21 protein-coding genes are annotated in these 23623 nt (G+C 64.5%); 17 read left to right on the top strand and 4 right to left on the bottom strand.

Translation table 11 applies throughout. From position 1 onward, the window contains the following. The first annotated feature begins 82 nt into the window (after positions 1 to 82). From HV753_RS24760 to HV753_RS24785, 6 genes are all read left to right on the top strand, one after another. Positions 83 to 853: an SDR family NAD(P)-dependent oxidoreductase gene (locus HV753_RS24760; protein ID WP_246288384.1), complete on the top strand. Its 771-nt coding sequence runs from the start codon at positions 83 to 85 to the stop codon at positions 851 to 853. Positions 854 to 916: 63 nt separating this feature from the next. Continuing rightward, entirely contained in the window at positions 917 to 3124 is a 2208-nt protein-coding gene (locus tag HV753_RS24765; protein ID WP_175177223.1) for an alpha-ketoacid dehydrogenase subunit alpha/beta, read from the top strand. After that, positions 3108 to 3830, top strand: a complete 723-nt coding sequence (locus HV753_RS24770) for an SDR family NAD(P)-dependent oxidoreductase (RefSeq protein WP_175177224.1) — start codon at positions 3108 to 3110, stop codon at positions 3828 to 3830. The genes HV753_RS24765 and HV753_RS24770 overlap by 17 nt, the downstream gene beginning before the upstream one ends. Before the next feature lie 9 nt (positions 3831 to 3839). Continuing rightward, the gene (locus HV753_RS24775; protein WP_175177225.1) at positions 3840 to 4541 is read left to right on the top strand and encodes a GntR family transcriptional regulator; all 702 of its coding nucleotides are present in this window, start codon (positions 3840 to 3842) and stop codon (positions 4539 to 4541) included. 12 nt (positions 4542 to 4553) lie between these two features. Further along, positions 4554 to 5777 carry a dihydrolipoamide acetyltransferase family protein gene (locus HV753_RS24780; RefSeq protein ID WP_175177226.1) on the top strand — a complete coding sequence of 408 codons (1224 nt, stop codon included), beginning with the start codon at positions 4554 to 4556 and terminating at the stop codon, positions 5775 to 5777. A 129-nt stretch (positions 5778 to 5906) separates the two neighbouring features. Then, a complete protein-coding gene (locus HV753_RS24785) occupies positions 5907 to 7103 on the top strand; it encodes an ABC transporter substrate-binding protein (protein WP_175177227.1) in 1197 nt (398 codons plus the stop codon). A gap of 36 nt (positions 7104 to 7139) precedes the next feature. On the opposite strand, the gene HV753_RS24790 is transcribed toward HV753_RS24785, so the two are convergent. Next, positions 7140 to 8030 (bottom strand): LysR family transcriptional regulator, encoded by an 891-nt coding sequence (locus HV753_RS24790; protein ID WP_175177228.1) that lies wholly within the window; start codon positions 8028 to 8030, stop codon positions 7140 to 7142. A 190-nt stretch (positions 8031 to 8220) separates the two neighbouring features. Between HV753_RS24790 and HV753_RS24795 the strand changes: the two genes are divergently transcribed. From HV753_RS24795 to HV753_RS24840, 10 genes are all read left to right on the top strand, one after another. Beyond that, entirely contained in the window at positions 8221 to 9690 is a 1470-nt protein-coding gene (locus HV753_RS24795; RefSeq protein WP_175177229.1) for an NAD-dependent succinate-semialdehyde dehydrogenase, read from the top strand. A gap of 17 nt (positions 9691 to 9707) precedes the next feature. Then, positions 9708 to 11342, top strand: coding sequence for a GMC family oxidoreductase (locus HV753_RS24800; RefSeq protein ID WP_175177230.1), 1635 nt, complete (start codon positions 9708 to 9710; stop codon positions 11340 to 11342). 43 nt (positions 11343 to 11385) lie between these two features. Then, complete coding sequence (locus HV753_RS24805; protein ID WP_175177231.1) at positions 11386 to 12588, top strand: ABC transporter substrate-binding protein; 1203 nt, start codon at positions 11386 to 11388, stop codon at positions 12586 to 12588. 83 nt (positions 12589 to 12671) lie between these two features. Further along, on the top strand, positions 12672 to 13586 hold the full coding sequence (locus tag HV753_RS24810; protein ID WP_175177232.1) for a branched-chain amino acid ABC transporter permease: 915 nt from the start codon (positions 12672 to 12674) through the stop codon (positions 13584 to 13586). Then, a complete protein-coding gene (locus HV753_RS24815) occupies positions 13583 to 15352 on the top strand; it encodes a branched-chain amino acid ABC transporter ATP-binding protein/permease (RefSeq protein ID WP_175177233.1) in 1770 nt (589 codons plus the stop codon). The genes HV753_RS24810 and HV753_RS24815 overlap by 4 nt, the downstream gene beginning before the upstream one ends. Before the next feature lie 9 nt (positions 15353 to 15361). Next, positions 15362 to 16084: an ABC transporter ATP-binding protein gene (locus HV753_RS24820; RefSeq protein WP_175177234.1), complete on the top strand. Its 723-nt coding sequence runs from the start codon at positions 15362 to 15364 to the stop codon at positions 16082 to 16084. Between the two features lie 10 nt (positions 16085 to 16094). After that, a complete protein-coding gene (locus HV753_RS24825; RefSeq protein ID WP_175177235.1) occupies positions 16095 to 17285 on the top strand; it encodes a CaiB/BaiF CoA transferase family protein in 1191 nt (396 codons plus the stop codon). An 11-nt stretch (positions 17286 to 17296) separates the two neighbouring features. Continuing rightward, positions 17297 to 18238: a hydroxymethylglutaryl-CoA lyase gene (locus tag HV753_RS24830; RefSeq protein WP_175177236.1), complete on the top strand. Its 942-nt coding sequence runs from the start codon at positions 17297 to 17299 to the stop codon at positions 18236 to 18238. A 60-nt stretch (positions 18239 to 18298) separates the two neighbouring features. Beyond that, complete coding sequence (gene otnI / locus HV753_RS24835; RefSeq protein ID WP_175177237.1) at positions 18299 to 19084, top strand: 2-oxo-tetronate isomerase; 786 nt, start codon at positions 18299 to 18301, stop codon at positions 19082 to 19084. Positions 19085 to 19215: 131 nt separating this feature from the next. Then, positions 19216 to 20193, top strand: coding sequence for a Bug family tripartite tricarboxylate transporter substrate binding protein (locus HV753_RS24840; RefSeq protein ID WP_175177238.1), 978 nt, complete (start codon positions 19216 to 19218; stop codon positions 20191 to 20193). A gap of 55 nt (positions 20194 to 20248) precedes the next feature. Here HV753_RS24840 and HV753_RS24845 read toward each other — a convergent pair whose 3' ends face one another. Then, positions 20249 to 21157, bottom strand: coding sequence for an EamA family transporter (locus HV753_RS24845; protein ID WP_175177239.1), 909 nt, complete (start codon positions 21155 to 21157; stop codon positions 20249 to 20251). A 42-nt stretch (positions 21158 to 21199) separates the two neighbouring features. Then, positions 21200 to 21844 carry a LysE family translocator gene (locus tag HV753_RS24850; RefSeq protein WP_175177240.1) on the bottom strand — a complete coding sequence of 215 codons (645 nt, stop codon included), beginning with the start codon at positions 21842 to 21844 and terminating at the stop codon, positions 21200 to 21202. A 192-nt stretch (positions 21845 to 22036) separates the two neighbouring features. Here HV753_RS24850 and HV753_RS24855 point away from each other — a divergent pair, with 192 nt between their 5' ends. Beyond that, a complete protein-coding gene (locus tag HV753_RS24855) occupies positions 22037 to 22507 on the top strand; it encodes an Lrp/AsnC family transcriptional regulator (protein ID WP_175177241.1) in 471 nt (156 codons plus the stop codon). Here the strand turns inward: HV753_RS24855 and HV753_RS24860 are convergent. Then, positions 22494 to 23483, bottom strand: coding sequence for a Bug family tripartite tricarboxylate transporter substrate binding protein (locus HV753_RS24860; protein ID WP_175177242.1), 990 nt, complete (start codon positions 23481 to 23483; stop codon positions 22494 to 22496). The two genes, HV753_RS24855 and HV753_RS24860, sit on opposite strands and share 14 nt — an antisense overlap. Between the last annotated feature and the right edge of the window lie 140 nt (positions 23484 to 23623).

Genomic DNA, 23623 nt, shown 5'->3' on the forward strand with positions numbered 1-23623 from the left:
GATTCCTAGAATCCAATTTGTGATCACATATCAGAAATAGCGTCTGGCATCCGCCAGAACGCGGTCAGCAGCGAAGCCAGGCATGACCCAACAACTATTCAGTGTCCGAGACAAGATCGTATTGATTACCGGCGCCGCAGGCGGCATCGGCGCAGCGCTTAGCCGGGCATTCGCCCAAGGCGGCGCGACGCTGGTGCTGGCCGACCTGGCGGGGGAAAAGCTGGACGCGCTGGCGTCCCAGCTGCGCGAATCCGGCGCGAAGATCGGAGCCATCGCGCTCAGCGTGGAAAACCGCGAGGCCTGCGCCGACGCCGTGGCCGAGGTCGTGGCGCGTCATGGCGGCGTGGACGTGCTGATCAACTGCGCCGGCGTCAATACGCGCATGCGGCCCGAGCTGTACGCGGAAGACGTATGGGACCGCATCGTGGACATCAATCTGAAAGGCACGTTCAACATGTGCCAGGCCGTGCACGCGCCGATGAGCCTGCGCGGCAAGGGCAAGATCATCAATATCGGGTCGATCCTGGCGCTGGCCTCCAATGCGGTGACGGCGGCCTATTCGGCCAGCAAGGGCGGGGTGCTTCAGTTGACCCGTTCGCTGGCATGCGCCTGGGCGGCGGACGGCATCACCGTCAACGTGATCCAGCCGGGCTGGATCGATACCGCGCTGTCGCGCCAGGCGCGGGTGGACATTCCCGGCCACGCCGAGCGGGTGGTCGCCACCACGCCGCTGGGCCGCTGGGGCGAACCTGAAGACTTGATCGGTTCGACGCTATTCCTGGCCAGCGCCGCTTCCGATTTTGTGACGGGCGCCAGCCTGGTGGTGGACGGCGGCGTGACCGCGCACATCTGAACGGCGCCAAGCCGGCCGATCGCAGGGCTACCCGCAAGCGGTCGCCCGGCACAAGGAGGAGACATGCTTTTCGAGGATATCGGGCAGGGGGCGCAGGCGCGCACGCTGGTCGTGGAAGACAGCGACTGGGCGCAACTGACGCGCGCCGACGCCATGCGGCTGACGACCTTGTTCCTGGCGGCACGCCGCTTCGAGGAAAAGATCCTGCAACTGGATAAGCTGAACCTGGTGCATGGACCCGCTCATTCCAGCATTGGCCAGGAAGGCGGCGCGGCGGGTTGCATCGCCGCCCTGCCCATCGGCACGCTGATGAACGGCACCCATCGCGCTCATCATCAATGCGTTGCGAAGGCGATCAACGCGCTGTATGACGAAGGCATGGACCCGGCTGCCAGCGGACTGAGCTTGCGCATGCGCCAAGAGATGCAAGGCCTGATGCACGAGATCCTGGGTCTGAAGGACGGCTGGACGGGCGGGCGCGGCGGCTCCATGCACCTGCGCCGCGCCGAGCTGGGCATCATGGGAACCAACGCCATCGTGGCCGGGGGGATTCCCATTGCCTGCGGCCATGCCTTCGCGGAAAAACAGCGCGCCTCGGGCAAGCTGATGGTGACGTTCTTTGGGGACGGCGCGGTGCATCAAGGCGCTACCCACGAAGCGATGAACCTGGCCGCGCTGTACGGCTTGCCGATGATCTTCTTCCTGGAGAACAACAAGTACGCCGTGTCGATGAGTGTGGAGCAATCCACGTTCCAGACCGAACTGTTGACCCGTCCGCAAGCGCACGGGATCGAGGCGGTCAAGGTGGACGGCATGAATCCCTTCGCTGTCTGGCTGGCCACGCGCTGGGCCCAGGCGCACATTGAACGCGAGGGCCGGCCGGCCTTCATCCTGGCCGAGGTCTACCGCTACTACCATCAGAGTTCGTCGATACCCGGCAGCGCATTCGGTTACCGCACGCGCGAAGAAGAGAATGCCTGGAAAGCGCGCGATCCCTGGTTGTTCTTGCAGCGCGAATTGACGGCGCGCGGCATTCTGGATGCCGACGCGCTGGCGGCGATCGACGCCACCGTGACGGATGCCGTGGAGGCTGCGGCGGCATCCTGCGTGGAGGGGACGGGCTCCGCCACCCGCATCCGCGCCGAGCTCTGGCCGGCGGCCTCCAGCGTGGACGATCATCTGACCAGCGATATGCGCGAGTTCGACGGCGCGCGCTTTGCCGAGGCCGAGGACTTCCATCCGGACGACATGGAAAGCCTGTCCTACATCGAAGCCATGGCGCGCACGATGGGCGCGCGCATGGCCGAGGACGAACGCATCTACGTGTTCGGCGAAGACGTGGCCAATATGGGCGGCGGCACGGTCGGCGCCACGCGCGGGCTGACGCAGACGTATGCGGATCGGCTGGTCAACACCCCGATCACCGAGAATGGCTTCTGCGGGCTGGCCACCGGCGCTGCGTTGTCGGGGCTGCGGCCCGTGGTCGAATTGATGTACAGCGATTTCTTCCTGGTCGCGGGCGACCAGTTGCTGAATCAGGCGGGAAAGATCCGCCATTTGTTCAATGGCACGGCCAGCGTGCCGCTGGTGTTGCGCACGCGCATCCCGGGGGCGGAAGGCTATGGGTCGCAGCATTCGATGGATCCGGCGGGCGTGTTCGCGCTGTTTCCCGGGTGGCGCATCGTGGCGCCGTCGAACGCCTTTGATTATGTGGGCCTGATGAATTCGGCGCTACGCTGCCAGGATCCAGTGCTGGTGATCGAGCCGCAAGAACTGCATAAGCACAAGACGCTGGTGCCGAAGGACCTGGACTATTGCATTCCCATCGGCCGCGCCAAGCGCGTGAGCGAAGGCGACCAGATCACGCTGCTGGCCACGCTCAGCATGGTCGACCGATGCCGGCAGATCGCGTTGGAAACCGGGGTGCGCGCCGACATCATCGACCTGCGCACGCTGTCGCAGCGCGATATCGATTACGACACCATCGGGCGCTCGGTCATGAAGACCGGCCGCGTCGCCATCGTTGAACAGACCACGCGCGGCGCCAGTCTGGGCGCGTTGATCGCGGACGAGATCCAACGCCGTTATTTCGACTATCTGGACCAGCCGGTGCAGCGCGTCACGGGCCGCTGGGCGCCGCCCACGGTGTCGCAGGCACTGGAGCGCGCGGCGTTGGCTGACGAAGACGATCTGCGCACGCTGATTGCCGGCATGCTGCGCGACAGCGCTCTGGATCACTCGCAAGGAAATGTCCATGCCTTACGCGCTTGAAGGAAAGACCATCCTGATCACCGGCGCGGCCGGCGGCATCGGCAGCGAGACCGCGCGCGTCTGCGCCGAACAGGGCGCCGCGCTGGTGCTGGCCGACCGCGATGCGCCCGACGCCTTGGCTGCCGAATTGTGCGAACGGGGATCCCGCGCACGGGCCATCGCGTTCGACGTCACCGACCGAAACGCCGCAGAGGCGGCTATCCACGGCATCGACCGATTGGATGCGTTGGTGGCCAACGCGGGTTACTGCCCTTGGGACGACTGGAATTCGGACGGTTGGGACCAGGTGTTCCAGCAGGTCATCGACATCAATCTGCTGGGCGTCATGCACCTGACGCGCGCGGCGCTGGCGAAGATGGCCACGCAAGGCGGCGGCCGCATGGTGCTGGTGTCGTCGGTGGCGGCGCGCATGGGTGGCTTGGCGGCCAGCCCGCACTATGTGGCGGCCAAGGGCGGCACGCACGCCTTCGCGAAATGGCTGGCGCGCAAGGCGGCCGATTCGGGCGTGACCGTCAATAGCGTGGCGCCAGGCGCGACCGCCACGGCGATGACGCAGGGCGCACCCCTGGATGCGAATAGAATTCCCCTGCGACGCATGGCCCAGCCCCGCGAGATCGCCTTGCCCATCGCCTTTTTGTGTTCGGATGGCGCAAGCTACATTTGCGGCGCCACGCTGGATGTGAACGGTGGCGTCTACATGAACTAGGCGCGAGATATGGACAACAGCATCCTGGAAGGCCTGCTGGACAAGCAGGAGCGCGTGACCGTCGCGGACCAGATCTATCTACAGACGCGGCAGCTTCTGATGAGCGGCGCGGTGCCGCCGGGCGAGAAAATCACCTTGCGGGGCTTGGCCGCAGCCTTGAACACCAGCCCGATGCCGGTGCGTGAAGCGGTGAACAAGCTGGTGGCCGAGGGCGCGCTGGAAATGCTGCCCAGCCGGGGCCTGCGCGTGCCCAAGCCCAGCCTGCCGAAGTTTCGGGAGATCGTGCGCATTCGCTGCTGTCTGGAGGGGTTTGCCGCGGCGGAAGCGGTGAAGGTGATCAATGACGATACCGTGGCGCGCATCGAACGGCACGCGCACGAGTTCAACAAGCTGGGGCATCAGCGCAAGATCGACCCCTTGAAGACGATCGAAGCGAATCGCAACCTGCATTTCACGCTGTATGAAGCCGCGGCCATGCCGCTGCTGGTCACGATGATCGAGAACATCTGGCTTCAGATCGCGCCGCTGTTTTCGCTCAGCATGAGCAGCAAGGACCGTAAGTCGGAAAGCTGGGAATCGTTCAGCCACCACGACGCGCTATTGCAGGCGCTGCGGCGCCGCGACGCGGAGGGCGCGCGTGACGCGGTGGTGGCGGATATTTCGGATGCGGCGGCTTACATCGAGAAGACGGGCAATTTGGCCAACACCTGAAGCGAGTGAGACATGGATATCGAAGTCGTGATGCCCGCGATTGGCGCGGGCACGACGCAGGGCAGGATTCTCCAGTGGTTGAAGCAGTCCGGCGACACCGTCAAGGTGGGCGATATCCTTGCCGAAATCGAAACGGACAAGGCGGTCATTGAACTGGAGGCCGTGGACAGCGGCGTGCTGGACCGTATCCATGTCGAAGCGGGAGACACTGCGGTGCCCGTGGGTGACGTCATCGCCACGCTGCTGTCGGGCAAGGCCGCCGCGCCGCAAGTCCGGCAGGACGTGGCCGCGCCCATCAAGCCGGCGGCGGCTGCGCCCGTGGCCGCCCCGGCGCAGGGAAGCGCCGAACCGTCTTCGCACCGTCTCTTCGCCAGTCCGTCGGCACGCCGCCTGGCGCGTCTCATGGGGGTGGATCTGCATGCGTTGGCCGGTAGCGGCCCGGGTGGCCGGATCGTGCGCGTGGACATCGAGCATGCCGCTGCGCAAACGCGGCCCGCGCCTGATGCCAAGCCTGCGCCAGCGGCCTCGGACTTGCCAGGAGGCCGTGGCGATCTGACACCGCACACGCCGATGCGTGCGACGATCGCGCGGCGTCTTGTGCAGTCCAAGCAGCAAGTCCCGCATTTCTATCTGTCGGTTGATTGCCGCATGGACGCGGTGATGGCGGCGCGCGAATCGCTGAACCAGCGCGCCCAGGCGGGCCCTGATCCGGTTCGCTATTCCGTGAACGATCTGCTGCTGCTGGCGGTGGCGCGCGCCGTGGAACGGGTGCCGGAGATCAACGCCCAATGGACGGACGAGGGCATCCTGCATCACCAGCAGGTTGACCTGAGCGTGGCGGTGGCGCTGGCGTCGGGCCTGATCACGCCAATTGTGCGCGATGCCGGCCGCATGGGGCTGCGCGAGCTGTCCGCCCAGGTGCGGCTATTGGCCGAGCAGGCGCGCAGCGGCCGGTTGCGGCCTGAACAATATGAAGGCGGCAGCCTGACGGTGTCGAATCTGGGCATGCATGGCGTGCGGTCGTTCGCGGCGATCATCAATCCGCCGCAGTCCGCGATCCTGGCCGCCGGCGCGGTGACGCGCCAGCCGGTGGTGGAAGGCGACGCGCTTGCCATCGGCCATGTCATGAGCCTGACGCTGTCCGCCGACCACCGCGTGGTGGATGGCGCGTTGGGCGCGCGGTTCCTGAAGGAAGTCCGGCATTTTCTGGAGCATCCCATCGAATTGATTCTCTAGCGTGTTGAGTGGGTAGGTTGTTCTTGGCAGTGTCCACATCAGCAGCGCGCAGGGTGGACCGCGAACGGCGCACAGACCGATGGCGGCGGTAAGTCGAAGCACCATTTCATAAAGTCTGGAGACAAAGCAATGAACAAGCAGAATCCGCTGACGCGACTCGCGTTGGCTGCCGCCTTGGCCGTGGCCGCGCAAGGCGCCTGGGCGCAGAGCGATATCAAGATCGGATACAACAGCGACATGTCCGCCAGCGGTTCGGCCGACTTTGGCGTGTCGGCGTTGTCAGGCGCACGGCAGGCCGCCGAGGAAATCAACGCCGCCGGCGGGGTGCTGGGCAGGAAGATCGTCATCGTCCCGCGCGATGACGTGGGTTCGCCGCCCAAGTCCATCCAGAACGCCAATGAACTCGTCGACAACGAGAAGGTCGTTGCCATGCTGGGGGGCGTGAACTCCGGCAACATGCTGGCCTGGCTGCACATCGTGCAGCAGAAGAAGATCCCGACCATCTCGCCGTCGGCCACGGCCACCGAGATCACCAATCGCTACAGCAAGGAACCGGCCAACTACATCTTCCGCGTGTCCATGCGGGACCTGGACCAGATCACGCTGTTGGCCGCTTACGCGGCGCGCGCCACGCAGAACAAGAAGATCGCCATCATCGCCGACACGACGGGCTATGGGCAGCAAGGCGCCAAGGACGCGGCCGCCGTGCTGCAATTGCACGGCATCACGCCGGTGGCCAACGAGAAATTTGGTCCGAAGGACACGGACATGAGCTCGCAGCTGAACAAGATCAAGGCCGCTGGCGCCGATACGCTGATCGTCTACGCGCTGGCGGATTCCAATGGCCACCTGATGCGCAGTCAGGAGAAGATCGCCTATTACCCCGTCACGTTGGGTTCATGGTCGAATCTCAGCCCTCCGTTCTTGCGTATCGCCGGCCCGGAACTGGCGAAGAAGATGATCTTCTCCGCGTCCATCACCGAAGACTCCACGCCGCAGTCCAAGGCGCTCTACGACACCATCATGAAGAAGGAGGGCAAGCTGCCCACCTACGTGTTCGCGGCGCATGCCTATGACTCGGTGAAGATCCTGGCGGCGGCCATGACGCAGGCCAAGTCCACCGATGGCGAAAAGGTTCAGCAGGCGCTTGAGAACCTGGGCAAGGTGGATGGCGTGATCAAGAGCTATGCACCGGCGTTCACCAAGGCCAACCATGAGGCGCTGTCGTACAAGGACTTCCGCCTGGTGCGCTGGATCGACGGCAAGGTGGTGTCGGTGGACGACGCCGTGACGAAGGCGATCAAGCCTGAGGATCTGAAGCAATAGCCAGGGCAACAAGACCGAACCCGTGGCCAGGCCCTTCTAAGCCTGGCCACGGCCAAGGTGGTTGACGAAGAGCTTGGCAGCGGTGGGTAGCGAATCGAACGAGCGCACGCAGATCTGGATCTTGCGGCGTGCCCAGGGTTCGGACAGCGGGATGATGCGCAGGTCGAACATGACCGAATAGCGGCGCGCGATGTCCAGCGGCAGCACGCCAATGCCCAGTCCCGAATTCACCATGAAGCACAGCGCGTCGAAACCCGTGACCTGCACCTTGAGCCGGATGTTGCGCTTTTCGTCGGTGGCGGCGTTGGACAGGATGCGATTGATGGCGCTGCCCCGGTGCAGCCCGACAAAGTCGTGTTCCAGGGCGTCGGCGAAGCGGAAGCCGGGTTTGTCCCGCAACGGGTGGTCGGCGGGAACGACCAGCGCCAGCGTGTCTTCGCGGTAGGGGTAGATCTCGACGTCATGGTCGGGCGCGGAGCCAGAAAAAATGCCCACGTCCGCGGCGTTCTCGGCCACTGACTTGATGATGGTGGACGTGATCTTTTCTTCCAGGTCCACCTGCACGTTCGGGTAGTCGTTCAGGAACAGCTTGATGTCTTGGGGCAGGAATTGCGTGATGGCGGAGATATTGGCGTAGACGCGGATGAAGCCGCGCAGGCCGCGCGAGTAATCGCGCATCTGCACGGCGATCTCGTCCAGCTCATGCAGCGCGCGGCGTGCCATGGTGGACAGTGCGATGCCGGCGGGCGTCGGGCGGATGCCCTTGTTGGTGCGGATCAGCAGCCGGATCTTCAGATTGTCTTCCAGCTCGCTGATGCGTTTGCTGATGGCCGCCGCGGCGATGTGTTCGTGTTCAGCTGCCGCCGCGATGGTGCCTTGTTCGACCACGCTGATGAAAAGCTTGAGGGAAGTGGGGTCTAAACGCATGGCGGCAGGCAAAGGCGGAAGGGGTGGTTCATTGTAGCCACCTGGCACCTGGCCATCGCGTTTGGCGATGGCGGCATCGTTAATGACTGCTATTGGGGTCGGCAAGCCCATTGCTATTCTCCCCAAAAATAGCGACCGGCCCGCTGGTTTGATCGGACGTCGCAAGAATGATGGATGGAGCAAGAAGACAATGAATTTGCAGAATAGCCAGCTGCTGCGGCAGCAGGCGTACATTGGCGGCGCCTGGTGCGACGCCGACAATCAGGCCACCATCACGGTGCGCAACCCCTTTGACGCCAGCGTGCTCGGCACGGTGCCCAACCTGGGCCAGGCCGAGACGGCCCGTGCCATCGCGGCCGCCGATGCCGCGCTGCCGGCGTGGCGGGCCAAGACGGGCAAGGAACGTGGCGCCATCTTGCGCCGCTGGCACCAGCTGATCGAGGCCAACAGCGACGATCTGGCGCTGCTGCTGACGCTGGAACAAGGCAAGCCGCTGGCCGAGGCCCGGGGCGAACTGAACTATGCGTTGTCATTCGTGGACTGGTTCGCCGAGGAAGCCAAGCGGGTCTATGGCGACGTATTGCCGCAGACGCGCAGCGACCAGCGCATGCTGGCCATCCGCCAGCCCGTGGGCGTGTGCGCGGCCATCATCGCGTGGAATTTCCCGTCGGCGCTGGTGACGCGCAAGGTCAGCCCAGCGCTTGCCGCCGGCTGCACCGTGGTGCTCAAGCCGTCCGAACTGACGCCGTTCACCGCGCTGGCGCTGGCGTGGCTGGGCGAACAGGCTGGCATTCCACCGGGCGTGCTGAACGTGGTGATCGGCGACCCCGTGCCCATCGGCACGGAGCTGACGCAGAACGCCACGGTGCGCAAGCTGACCTTCACCGGATCCACGCAGACCGGACGCCTGTTGATGCAGCAAAGCGCCTCCAACATCAAGAAGCTGTCGCTGGAACTGGGAGGCAACGCGCCTTTCATCGTGTTCGAGGACGCCGATCTGGACGAGGCCGTGCAGGGGCTGGTGCTGTCCAAGTTCCGCAATGCCGGCCAGACGTGTGTCTGCGCGAATCGGGTGTATTTGCACACCAGCGTGGCGGATGCCTTCAACGACAAGCTGCTGGCCGAGATGGGCCGCATGAAAGTGGGCGGGGGACTGGAAGCGGGCGTGACGCAAGGCCCGCTGATCGACCAGCGCGCGGTCGACAAGGTGACGCGCCTGGTGGCCGACGCCACCGCGCACGGCGCCACGTTGCGGGCAGGCGGCAAGTTGAGCCAGCCGGACACGCTGCTGTACGAACCGACGCTGCTGACGGGCATCACCGATGCCATGGAACTGGCGCACGAAGAGATCTTCGGGCCGGTGGTGGGCATCAGTACCTTCGACTCCGAGGCCGCCGTGCTGGCACGCGCCAACGACAGCGCCTCGGGATTGGCGGCGTATTTCTATACGGCCAATCTGGAACGTGTGTGGCGCATGATGGAAGGCTTGGAATACGGCATCGTGGGCGTCAACACCGGAGCGGTCTCCAACGAGGTTGGGCCGTTTGGCGGCATCAAGGAATCGGGCGTGGGCCGCGAAGGCTCGAAGTACGGCATCGAGGAATTCCTTGAAATCAAGTATGTGTGCCTGGCGGGCAAGTCGTTCAACGCGCCGCGCTAACCCCTCGGGATACTGACATGAGCCAAGCACAGCAAGCGTCCCTGCGGGATGCCGACACGTTCGATTATGTGATCGTCGGTTCCGGCGCGGCCGGGGCCATCCTGGCCAACCGCCTGTCTGCCGGCGGCGCGACGGTTTGCGTGCTGGAGGCAGGGCCGCCGGATAACAGCCCGTTCCTGCACATCCCGGCCGGTTTCATCAAGGCCGTGTTCAACAAGAAGTACGCCTGGCAGTTTTCAAGCGAAGGAACCGAGCAGACCAACGGCCGGCGCGTGCCGATTCCGCAGGGCCGCACGCTGGGTGGCTCAACCTCGATCAATGGCCTGGTCTATAACCGGGGCCAGGCGGCCGACTTCGATCACTGGGCCAGCCTAGGCAACCCGGGCTGGTCGTACGCCGACGTGTTGCCATACTTCAAGTCCATGGAGCGCCGGGTGGGCGGCGACGACCGCTACCGCGGCCGCCAGGGCGAACTGCCCGTCACGGACATCGACTGGATCCATCCGTTGTGCGAGGCCTTCATCGCCGGCGCGGTGGAGCAGGGCATTCCGCGTAATCCCGATTACAACGGCGCCGAGCAGGCAGGCGTGGGCTATTTTCAGCGCACCATCAGCAACGGTTGGCGCATGAGTACGGCGAAGTGCTTCCTGAAGCCCGCGATGGCGCGCAAGAACCTGGATGTGCGCACCTATGCGCACGCCACCCGCATATTGTTCGACGGCGCGCGCGCCGTGGGCGTGGCCTATTGCCATCCCGCGCATCCTGCCCGGGTGCGCAGCGTGCGCGCCAAGCGTGAAGTCATCGTGGCCTGCGGCGCGATCAACACGCCCAAGCTCTTGCAACTGTCTGGCCTGGGGCCGGCTGAGTTGCTGCGCCAGCACGGCATTCCGGTCGTGTGCGATCTGCCGGGCGTGGGTGAAAACCTCAGCGACCACTATTCCGTGCGCATCGTGGCGCGCGTGAAGAACAGCCAGACCATGAACGAACTGGTCAAGGGCCTGAACCTGGCCGGCCAGATCAGCCGCTGGCTGTTGAAGCGGCCCAGCATCATGGCGCTGAGCCCGTCGCTGTTGCATTACTTCTGGAAGTCGTCGCCGGAGCTCACCGCGCCCGACTTGCAAGGCGTGTTCACGCCCGCCAGCTACAAGGAAGGCTATGTCGGCCTGCTGGACGATTTCCCGGGCATGACCGCAGGCGTCTGGCAACACCGCCCGGACAGCCGTGGGCAGGTTCGCATCCAGTCTTCGGACCCGCTGCAAGACCCGCTCATCCTGGCCAACTATCTGACGGATGAACGCGACCAGGCGACCCTGGTTCGCGGCATCCGGCTGGCTCGCCGGTTGTTGCAGTCGCAGGCGCTGGCGCCGTACTTCGAGAGCGAGGCGCTGCCCGGCCCGCTGTGCGAATCCGATTCCGAACTGCTGGATTTCGCGCGCCGCTTCGGCGTGTCGTCCTATCACGTCAACGGCACGGCCCGCATGGGCCCGTCGGACGACAAGTATGCCGTGGTGGATGCGCAGCTGCGCGTGCATGGCGTGCAGAACCTGCGCGTGATCGATTCGTCGGTCATGCCTTCCATGCCGTCGGCAAACATTTGCGCCGCCACGATGATGATCGGCAACAAGGCGGCAGACCTGATCAGGAATTCCTGAAAACCCAAGATGTGGTCACTTGAGTGATCCGTTAGGAGACAACGTGTATATCAAGCATTTTCCCAAGGCCATGCAGGCTCTGCTGCTGTCGGCGGCGCTGACGGGCGCCAGTGGCGCCGCGCTCGCTGACGACATCAAGATTGGTTTCAACAGCGATATGTCGGCCACCGGTTCGGCGGACTTTGGCATATCGGCCCTGGCCGGTGCACGCCAGGCCGCGGATGACCTGAACGCCGCGGGCGGCGTGCTGGGCAAGAAGGTCGTCATCGTCGAACGCGATGACGTCGGTGCGCCACCCAAGGCCATTCAGAACACCAACGAGCTGGTCGACAACGTCAAGGTCAACGCCATGCTGGGCGGCGTGAATTCCGGCAACATGCTGGCGTGGCTGCACATCGTGCAGCAGAAGAAGATCCCGACGATCTCGCCGGTGGCCACGGCTACTGACATCACCGGCCGCTATGCCAAGACGCCGCCGAACTACGTGTTCCGCGTGTCCATGCGCGACCGCGACCAGATCGCGCTCTTGGCGGCCTATGCGTCGCGCGCCAGCAAGTCGGGCAAGATCGCGATCATCGCCGACACCACCGGCTACGGCCAGCAGGGCGCAAAGGATGCGCTGGAAATCCTGGCGCTGCACAAGATCACGCCGGTCGCCAACGAGAAGTTCGGTCCCAAGGACACGGACATGAGCTCGCAGCTGAACAAGATCAAGGCGTCGGGCGCGGACACGTTGATCGTCTACGCGCTGGCCGATTCCAACGCGCACGTCATGCGCAGCCTGGAGAAGATCAATTATTTCCCGACGACGCTGGCGTCCTGGGCCAACCTGAGCTCGCCGTTCCTGCGCATTGCAGGCCCGGAACTGGCTGGCAAGATGATCTTCACGGCATCGATCACCGAAGATTCCTCGAAGGAGTCCAAGGCGCTGTACGACACGCTGATGAAGCGTGATGGCCGGGTGCCGACCTATGTGATGGCTGCGCAAGCCTATGACTCGGTCAAGCTGATCGCCGCGGCCATGGAACAGGCCAAGTCGACCGAGGGCCCGGCGGTGCAGGCGGCCTTGCAGCAGCTGTCGCAAGCGCAGGGCGTGATCAAGCAGTATCAGCAGCCGTTCTCGGCCGACAACCACGAAGCGCTGTCGGTCAAGGACTTCCGCCTGGTGCGCTGGATCGACGGCAAGGTGGTGACGGTGGACGACGAGGTCACTCGCGCCATCAAGCCGGAAGACCTGAAGCTGTAAGCGCGTCGGGTAGCGGTAAATCAAGGATCTCTCCTCCGTGGCGCGCAGCGCTTCGGGGGAGTCGTCAAAAGGGGGCCTCCAGCATGCAAATACTACAAGCCATATTGAGTGGATTGGCCATGGGCAGCGTCTATGCCCTGGTCGCGTTCGGGTTCAGCATCACGTACACCACGACCAAGACGTTCAACTTCGGCCAGGGCGCGTTCCTGGCCCTGGCCAGCCTGATCGGCATCAGCGCGATCCTGCTGGTCACGCAGGGCAAGTTGATCGGCTTTCCCAACCCGGAGGACGTGACCTGGGGATCGTTCCTGTTCGCGCTGCTGGCGGCCATGCTGGTGCTGGGGTTGCTGGGGTTCGTGCTGTACATCACCGCCATCAAGCATTTCGTGGGCGAAGCGGGCCTGTCATGGGTGATGAGCACGATCGGCTTTGGCATCATCATCCAGAACCTGGCGTTGCTGATCTGGGGCCCGGCGCCCATCGCCGTGGCATCGCCGCTGGGCGAAGGCATCATCACCATTTTCGGCACCGGCGTGCGGCCGCAAGAGATCCTGGTGTTTGGCACCACGCTGGTCCTGATGATCGTGTTCGACTGGGCGCTGCACAAGACCAAGATGGGCAAGGCGGTGCGCGCCGTGGCGTTCAGCAAGTCCACCGCCAGCCTGATGGGCATCAACGCGAATGCGGTGGCGGTGGCGGTGTTCGTCATCAGTTCGGCGCTGGCCGCGATTGCCGGCGTGATGATCGCGCCGATCGCAACGGCGTCGGTGTTCGTGGGCACGCTGCTGTCGCTCAAGGCGTTTTCCGCCGCCATCCTGGGGGGCTTGGAAAACCCGCGTGGCTGCATCTTCGGAGGCTTCCTGATCGGGCTGCTGGAGTCGCTGATCGGCCTTTGGTATTCGAACCTGCGTGAGATAGCCGTGTTCGCGTTGATCATCGTCGTGCTGTATTTCCGCCCGGCGGGCATCCTCGGCCGTGTGCATGCGGAGAAAGTATGAACCTGTCCAAACTCCTCATTCCGATCGTCATCGCGGTCCTGGCCGTGGGCTTCGCCTATTCGGGGCTGAATGACTTCTATTTGCTGATCCTGTTCAACATCGGGGTCTATTACATCGCGGCCACGGGCTTCAATATTCTGGTTGGCCAGACCGGCCAGAAGTCGCTGGGCCACGCCGGCCTGTTCGGCGTGGGCGCCTACACCGTGGCGCTGCTGACGGTGAACTATCAAGTCAATCCGTGGCTGGCGCTGCTGTGCGCGGCAGGCGTGTCTGCCGTCTTCGGCGTGGCCATCGCCATTCCGGCGCTGAAGGTCAAGGGCCCCAGCCTGGCCATGGTCACCATCGCCTTTGGCCTGTTGATTGAAAAAATCGTGTCCGAATGGACGGATGTGTTCAAGGGCCAGGAAGGCTTCTACGGCATCACCGGGCTGACCTTCAACGGGGCCACGCTGGACAGCCGCCAGTGGGTGGTCGTGGTGGTGTTGATTGGCCTGGCGTTGCATGCGATGACGTCCTTGCTGCTGAACGGCCGCTTCGGCCGTGGCTTTGCCGCCGTGCGCACCTCCGAGATCGCGGCGGAAAGCGTGGGCATCAGCGTGTATCGCTTCAAGATCCTGGCGTTCGCGATCAGCGCGATCACCTGCGGCATCGCAGGCGGCCTGGTGGCGCAGCAGAACCAGTACATCAACTCGGATTTCGTCAATTTCAACCTGTCGGTGTTCTTCCTGGTGGTGGTGCTGTTCGGCGGCCGCACGCCGGTGGGCTCGTTCCTGGGCGCGGTGGTGCTGACGGTGCTGGACGCCATGCTGGCGCGCTGGCCGGAAGTGCAGCATTTCGCCTATGGCCTGATCCTGCTGTTTGCGCTGTATGCCATGCCGGAAGGCCTGGCAGGCCTGCTGCGCCGAGTGCTGCCCCAACGTGGCCAGCGTGACGCGCTGGCGCAGGGCGCGTCGGCGGCAGAATGGACGCCCGAGCGCGCTGTGACGAAAACCAAGGGCGCTGCGGGCTCCTTCCTGGAAGTGAAGGATCTGTACAAGGCCTTTGGCGGCGTGATTCCGACGAACAAGGTGTCGTTCTCGTTGGAGCAGGGTTCGATCGTGTCGCTGATCGGTCCCAACGGCGCCGGCAAGACCACGACGCTGAACCTGTTGTCCGGCCTGGTTGCGCCGGATGCGGGCAGCATTCGCTTCAAGAACCGCCAGATGGTGGGCCTGTCGGCCAACGAAATCGCGGCCTCCGGCATAGGCCGCACGTTCCAGAACCTGAAACTGTTCGACGGACTGACGGCGCTGGAAAACGTGATGGTGGGTTTCTATCGCGTGCAGAAGTCCGGCTTTTTCTCGAACCTGCTGGGCCTGCCGGCCAGCCTGCGGGAAGAGCGCCGCATGCGGCAGGAGGCCTTTGCCATCCTGAAGTTCTTCGATCTGGATCGTTACGCGGACGACGCCGCCAACAGCTTGCCGTATGGCTTGCAACGGCGGCTTGAGATCGCGCGGGCGGTGGCCGCCATGCCTGACCTGTTGCTGCTGGACGAGCCGGCGGCTGGCCTGAACCCAGCCGAGACCGACCAGCTGACCGACCTGATCGTGAAACTCAAGAACATGGGCCTGACCATTCTGCTGATCGAGCATCACATGGATCTGGTGATGGCGATTTCGGACCATATCGTCGTGCTGGACTATGGCGTGAAGATCGCCTCCGGCCTGCCGAACCACATTCAGGAGAATCCGAAAGTGATCGAAGCCTACCTGGGCGCGCCCGCATAGGAGACCACCATGAGCCAATTGCTGGATATCAAGAACCTGGCGGTCAGCTACGGCGCCGTGAATGCGTTGAAGCAGGTGTCGCTGCATGTGGACGCGAACGAGATCGTGACGATCATCGGCGGCAACGGCGCAGGCAAGAGTACGATGATGCGCGCGCTGTCGGGCATCGAGAAGTCCACGGGGACCATCACGTTCGCCGGGCAGGACCTGGGCGGCGTCAGCGCGCACAAGCGCGTGGGGCTGGGCATTGCCCACGTGCCGGAAGGGCGCCAGGTATTCCCGGACCAGACCGTATACGACAACCTGATGCTGGGGGCCTTCTTGCGCCGGGAATCGCCGGCGGAGCTGGCCGTCGAGATCGAGCGCTGCTTTGCGATGTTCCCACGCCTGAAAGAGCGCCGCGACCAGTACGCCGGCACCCTGTCGGGCGGCGAACAGCAGATGCTGGCCATTTGCCGCGCGCTGATGAGCAAGCCGCGCATCCTGATGCTGGACGAACCGTCCCTGGGGTTGGCGCCGCTGATCGTGGCCGAGATCTTCAAGATCATCAAGTCGCTGAAAGAGCGCGGCATGACGATCCTGCTGGTTGAACAGATGGCCAACCAGGCGTTGGCCATCTCGGATCGGGCGTATGTGCTGGAGGTGGGTTCCATCGTGATGGAGGGAACCGGGCAGGAATTGTTGGCCAGCGAGCGCGTGCGCGAGGCCTATCTGGGAAAACACAAGAGCTGACGAGGCAATCATGTCATCCAAACCTTTGAGCGGGATCCGTGTGCTGGAGTTGGGCCAGCTGATCGCCGGGCCGTTCGCCGCCAAGATGCTGGGCGAATTCGGCGCCGAGGTGATCAAGATCGAGCCGCCCGGCAAGGGCGACCCTCTGCGCAACTGGCGCCTGATCCACGACGGCACGTCCGTCTGGTGGCAGGTGCAATCGCGCAACAAGAAATCGGTCAGCCTGGACTTGCGCCAGCCTGAAGCGCAAGAGCTGATCCGCGCGCTGGTCAAGGACATCGATGTCGTGGTCGAGAACTTCAAGCCCGGCACGATGGAAAGCTGGGGGCTGGGCTGGGAAGACTTGCGCGCGATCAATCCGCGGCTGGTGATGCTGCGCGTGTCGGGCTATGGACAGACGGGCCCGTACCGCGACCTGCCGGGTTTTGGCGCGATCGGAGAGGCCATGGGGGGCTTGCGCCACCTGAGCGGCGAGCCGGATCGTACGCCGGTTCGCGTGGGCATTTCGATTGGTGATTCCCTGTCGGCCCTGCATGGGGTCATCGGCATCTTGCTGGCGCTGCGCGCGCGCGACCAGAACGGCCAGGGCCAGATGATCGATGTGGCGCTGTATGAATCCGTCTTCAACATGATGGAAAGCCTGCTGCCGGAATACGCGGTGTTCGGCGAAGTGCGCCAGCCGGCGGGCAGCAGCCTGCCGGGCATCGCGCCCAGCAACGCCTATCGCTGCCAGGACAACAAGTACGTGCTGGTCGCGGGCAACGGCGACAGCATCTTCAAGCGTTTGATGGGCGTGATTGGTCGGCCGGACCTGGCCGATTCGCCGGACTTGGCCAACAACGCCGGCCGCGTGAAGCATGTGGTGATGCTGGACGACGCCATTTCTCAGTGGACGGGGCAGCATCCGCTGGACGAGGTCTTGGCGCGATTGAACGAAGGGCAGATTCCCGCCGGAAAGATCTATGACGTGGCCGATATCGCCGCTGATCCGCACTATCAGGCGCGCGGCATGATCCTGGATGGCGCACTGCCCGACGGCACGCCGATCAAGCTGCCGGGCATCGTGCCCAAGTTGTCTGAAACGCCAGGCGAGGTGCGTAGCGCCGCGCCAGCCCTGGGCCAGGATACGGACGACGTGCTGGCCGGCCTGGGCGTTGACGATGCCAAGCGCGCCGAGTGGCGCGCGCGCGGCATCATTTGAGGAAAATCGCCATGAACGAAGCAGGCGCAAGCCGCAAGAAGCTGTACATCCAGGACGTTGCGCCCCGGGACGGCTTCCAGAACGAAAAGCAGTTCATCGAGACCGAGGACAAGATCGCCTTCATCAATGCGTTGTCGCGTAGCGGCTTCGCCAAGATCGAGGCCACGTCCTTCACGTCGCCGAAGGCGATTCCCGCGCTGCGCGACGCCGAAGCGGTGATGCACCAGATCGAGCGCAATCCGGACGTGGTCTACACGGTGCTGGTGCCCAACGTGCGCGGCGCGCAGCGGGCGCTGGAGTGCAACGTTGACGAGGTCAATCTCGTGATGTCGGTCAGCGAGACCCACAACCGCGCCAATCTGCGCATGACGCGCGAGCAGTCGTTCGAGCAGTTGAGCGATGTGGTCAACGTCGTGCGCGGCAGCCGGGTCGCGATCAACGTGTCGCTTTCCACGGTGTTCGGCTGCCCGATGGAGGGTGACATCAACGCCTTCGACGTGCTGGAACTGGTGGGGCGTTTCGCCGCGCTGGGGGTGGACGGCGTGACCTTGTGCGATACGACCGGCATGGCGTATCCCACGCAGGTCGGGAAGATCAGCCGCGAAGTCCGCAGGCTGTTCCCCGATCTGACCACGACGCTGCATTTCCACAATACGCGCGGCATGGCATTGGCCAACACATTGGCCGCGCTGGAAGCGGGCATCGACCGTTTCGATGCGTCGCTGGGCGGGCTGGGCGGTTGCCCCTACGCGCCGGGCGCCAGCGGCAATGTCTGCACGGAAGAACTAGTGCACATGCTTCAGTTGATGGGCTATGACACGGGCGTGGACCTGGAGCGCATTCTGGGCATCGCGGCAACCTTGCCAGCGTTGGTGGGGCATGACATTCCCAGCCAGATCCTGAAGGCAGGGCCGCGCCTGACCTTGCACCCCGCACCGGACTTCGGCGGGTAGCGTTTGGGTGGTGAAGGGTGTGCTAAGTTGCCGGGAATCCCGCCCGGTTCGGAGCCCGCCATGCTGAAATTCGCCGCCAATCTGTCGATGATGTACCAGGAACACGCTTTCCTGGACCGCTACGCCGCGGCTGCGGCGGATGGCTACCTGGGCGTGGAATGCATGTTCCCGTATGGGGAGCCCGCGGCCTTCGTGCGCGAACGCATGGATGCGGCGGGCGTGTCACAGGTGCTGTTCAACGCGCCGCCCGGCGTGGTCAGCCGCGGCGAGCGCGGGCTGGCGGCCTTGCCCGGCCGGCAGGCCGAGTTTCAGGCAAGCATTGAACAGGCGCTGTCCTACGCAACCGCCTTGTCCTGCCCGAACGTCCACGTGATGGCGGGCCTGGCGCCGGCCGGCGTGCCGCGCGAGGCCTTGCTGGATTGCTATCGCGACAACCTGGACTGGGCCGCGCGCCAGGCGCGTTCGGTGGGTGTCACCGTGCTGATCGAACCCATCAATACCCGTGACATTCCCGGCTATTTCCTGAACCGGCAAGACGAGGCGCATGCCATCGTGCAAGCCGTCAACGTGTCCAATCTGAAGGTACAGATGGACCTGTATCACTGCCAGATCGTCGAGGGCGACGTCACCGCCAAGCTGCGCGAATACCTGCCGACCGGGCGGGTGGGGCACTTGCAGATTGCTGGCGTGCCGCTGCGCCAGGAACCGGATCATGGCGAACTGGATTATGGCTGGGTGTTCGGCGTGCTGCGCGAACTGAAGTACGCCGGGTGGATCGGCTGCGAGTATCGGCCCGCGGGCACGACTTCCGCCGGCTTGCGATGGCTGGCCGCGGCCCGGGGCTGAACGCCGCGGATGCCCGATCCCCAAAATTTCGATGACCGTCATTGGAGCGATCCCGCCTCGCGGTCTGACGCAAATATAGTTAATATGTTAACTAATAAAAACAGTCGAACGACAATCCAGGAGACCAGGACATGAGCAAGAACGTCGTGCGCCGCGCGCTATTGATGGCTGCGCTGGCAGGGACCGTCTTTTCCGCGACGGCAACCGCCGGGGAATTTCCCGATCATCCGATACGCTGGCTGGTGCCGTTCAGCGCGGGCGGGGGCAGCGACATCGCGACCCGCATCGTCGCCAAGCATGTGGGCGAATCATTGGGCCAGACCGTGGTCGTCGAAAACCGTCCTGGCGCCGCCACCATCGTCGCGGCACAGGAAACCGCCCGTGCCGCGCCGGACGGCTACACGCTGATGACGGCCGGCATGAGCACGCTGGCCCTGAATCCCTGGCTGTACAAGAAGCTGCCCTACGATCCTGGCAAGAACCTGGCCCCGGTGTCGACCCTGGTGTCCCTGCCCATCGTGCTGGTGGTGTCGCCAGAATCGGGTCTGACCGACATGCCCGCCGTGATGAGTTACCTGCGCAGCCCCAAGCCGGGGAGCTACGCCTCGCTGGGCGTGGGCAGCCCGCATCACCTGGCCATGGAGTTGTTCCTGGAGTCTTTCGGCGGCCACGCCACCGCCATTCCCTACAAGGGAACGCCACCGGCCTTGCAGGACGTCGCCTCAGGCGTGGTGCCGATGATGATGGCCGATCTGGCCGCCGCGCGCCCCTTGATCCAGGCGGGCAAGTTGCGCGCCATCGCCGTGCCGGCGGCGCAGCGGTCGGCGCAACTGCCGGACGTGCCGACCTTCGCCGAAGTGGGTGGGCATGTGTTTGAAGCGGCAGCCTGGCAAGGCGTGGTGGCGCCTGCGGGCACGCCCGCGCCCATCATCGATAAGCTCAGCCGCGCCATCGTTGCGGCGCTGCAATCGCCCGATGTGGTCAAGCAGTTGACCTTGCAAGGCATGGAGCCCACGGGCAGCACGCCGCAGGCATTCGCCGCTTATGCGCGCGACGAGTATCAACGCTGGGGCGCCGTGATCCGTCACAAAGGCATCACGGTGGAGTGAAGATGCTGGGGCAGCCCGTGCTGGGGCAGCCCATGTTGGGGTTGCCGAGCCCGGCTTAGTCCGGCGCCGGCGGCGCGGTCAGCTTGCGGCTGCGTTGCGCGGTGGCCGCGCAACCGGCCGACGCCAGGATGATGCCGCAGATGGCCAGCCACTGCGTCTGGGTCAGATGCTCGTTCAACACGATCACACCCGCCAGCGCGCCCATCGCGGGTTCCATGCTGAGCAGCACGCCGAAGGTCTTTTGCGGCAAGCGCCGCAACGCCACCATTTCCAGCGAATAGGGCAGTGCGCTGGACAGGATGCCCACGCCGATGCCGGCCAGGATCAGCTTGGGGTCAAGCAATGCCATGCCCGCATGGGCCGCGCCCACGGGTAGCGCGACCATCGTGGCGGCCAGCAGGCCCAGCGACGTTGCCTGGCCGCCGTGCACATTGCCGGCCATCTTGCCGAAGATGATGTACAGCGCCCAGCAGACCGCGGCGCCCAGCGCGTAGGCGATGCCAGTGGGGTCCAGATCGTGGATGGATTGGCCCGTGGGAATCAACAGCAATAGGCCGGCCAAGGCACAGGCGATCCAGACAAAGTCGATCGCGCGCCGCGATAGCACCACGGCGAGGGTCAGCGGCCCGGTGAATTCGATGGCGATGGCCACGCCTAGCGGCAGGGTGCGCAGCGCCATGTAGAACAGCAGATTCATGCAGGCCAGGGTGACGCCGTACAGCGCGATCTTGGCCGCGTTGCGCCGGGTCAGCGGAAAGCGCCATGGGCGCCAGAACGCCAGCAGGATGATGGCGCCGATGACGATGCGGTAGGCGGTCGTACCCTGCGCGCCCACTTCGGGGAACAGCGACTTGGCAAAGGACGTGCCGATGCACAGCGACGCCATTGCGCCAATCAGCGACAAGGTGGGAAGCAGGGTGGAGGCCGAGGCGTTTTGCCCGGAGTTCAAGGTGGCGGCGGTCATGGGACGGGGTCAAGCTCAATACAGTAGGGTGGCGCGGGACAGTCAGGGCGCCGGATTCACGGCGGTGGAGTAAAGCACAAACAGGGCCAGGCCGACCATGATGGCCCCCAGCAGACCTTGCTGCGTTCGCAGGAACCACGGATTGCGGCCAACCCAGCCGCGAATCCGCGACGCGCCGTACGCGAAGCAACTGCCGTAGGGCAGGCTCAGCACCTTCATCGTGATGCCCAACACCAGCATCTGGACCCAGATGGGTCCATTGTCCGGGGTGGTGAACTGCGGCAGGAAGGCGATCATGAACAGCAGCACCTTCGGATTCAGCAGATTCGTCATGAAGCCCTGCCAGAAGGCGTCACGGGCGTCGCCCGGCCTGGCGGACAAGGACACGTCGGCCGACTGCGCGCAGCGGATGATCGCCTTGATGCCCAGGTAGCCCAGGTACAGCCCGCCCGCCGCCTTGATGCCCACGAACAGCGTCGGAAAGGTACGCAGCACCGACGCCAGGCCCAGCACCACGGCCGGCACCTGGATGAAGCCGGCGGCGACATTGCCCAGCACGCTATGGAACGCGGGGCGAAAGCCCTGCGTCATGCCACGCGATAGGGTCAGCGCCATGTCGGGGCCAGGCGTGAGTTTAAGCGCCGCGTCGGCAGCGAGAAAAAGCAGGAACAGCTGGAGTGAGGGCATTGCGGGATACGGCTGGAAATCCCGCGTGGCGGGTGGACGGCTCCCAGTGTAAGCAAGCTGCCTGATTAATTCCTGCGTCCGGAGGGGGCGAAATGAAGTTTCCCGTCGAAATGGGGCCGGATTCCGTCATCGCCAGGATTAGAATCTTCCGATAGCCGTATCCGGCCTGATTCCCAGGCGTTCCGAGACCCCATGGAACTAGACGATTTCGACCTACAAATCCTGCAAAGCTTGCAGGAAGACAATCAACGCACCAGCCAGGACGTCGCACAGCGCGTGAACCTGTCGCCCGTGTCGTGCCTGCGCCGCATGAAGCGGCTGCGCGAGTCCAACGTGGTGACGGCCGACGTGTCGGTGGTGGACCCCGCCGCCGTGGGGCGGGGGATCATGATGGTGGTGTTGGTATCGCTGGAAAGCGAACGGGTCGACAAGCTGGACCAATTCAAGCGCGCCATGCTGGGAGCGCCCGAGATCATGCAGTGCCTGTCGGTCACGGGCGAGGTCGATTTCGTGCTGACCCTGACGATGAGCGACATGGCCGAATACGAGGTCTTCGCCCAGCGCCATTTCTGGGGCAACCCCAACGTCAAGCGCTTCTCCACGCTGGTGGTCATGAGCCGGGTCAAGCAGGGGCTGACGGTGCCAGTGCCTACATCGGCTTGAGCCCCAGCGCCTGGATCATCTCGCGGTACTTGGCAACCTGGGCCACCGCGTAGGCGTCGGCATCCTGCTGGCTCATGGGGGCCAGCAGCAAGCGTCCTTCGGCTTCCATCCGTTGGCGCAGATCGGGTTGTTCAAGCGCATAGCCCACCGCGCGGCGCAAGGTGGCGACTTCCGGCGCCGGGGTGTCCTGACGCACGTAGTAACCGCCTGCGATCGTATAAACAAAGTCGGGAATGGTCTTGCTTTGTGAAATCAGCGGCAGCTTGGACAGGGGCGCGGGCAGCTTGTCGGAAAAGCTGGTCAGGATCTTCAACTGCTGCTGCGCCGCTATGCCTTCCATTGCCTGTTGATACGGCAGCACCGCGAAGTCCACCTGCCGCCCGATCAGGTCCTGCAACGCTGGGGCTGCGCCGCGATAGGGCACGTGCAGGAACTCCACGCCCACGCGCCGTCCCAGATACTCGGTCATGATGTGGTACAGCGAGCCCACGCCGACGCTGCCGAAGGTCAGTGGCTTGGTGCCGGGCCGCTTGGCGTAGGCGATGAAGTCATCAACGTTCGACACCGGCAGGTCGGCGCGCACCAGCAGCACGATGGTGGCTTCGCTGATGGGCTGGGTCAGGCGGAAGTCCTCGGGCTTGTAGTGGGCCGCGGCGTTCAGGAACGGGCTAAGAATGACTTCGTTGGCCGAACCATGCAGGAAGGTATAGCCGTCGGGCGCGCTGGTCAGCACGCGGCGCGCGCCCAGCATGCCGGCGCCGCCGCCCACGTTCTCCACCACCACCTGTTGATTCAACGCATGGGCGATATGCACGCCGAACTGCCGCGCCGAGGCGTCGCTGGCGCCGCCGGCCGGGTAGGGCACGATCAGGCTCAACGGCTTCTTGGCCGGGTAATCCGCGGCGTGCGCCAGCGGCATGGCGGCGCACGCCGCCAGACAAACGGCGGCCATTCGGGCCGGTAAATTCCAACGCATGCTGCTTCTCCCTTGTTTTGTCGATTTGCATGCAGCCGGCCGCCACGCCGGACTGTGCCATGCAGTCTAGGCAGCGGCGTTTGTTGGCATCAATGACGAGGGATGGGTCGGATCATTGTGAAATCCGCATCGATGGGCGC

The sequence above is a fragment of the Achromobacter pestifer genome, assembly GCF_902859625.1.
Classification (GTDB): domain Bacteria; phylum Pseudomonadota; class Gammaproteobacteria; order Burkholderiales; family Burkholderiaceae_B; genus Achromobacter; species Achromobacter pestifer.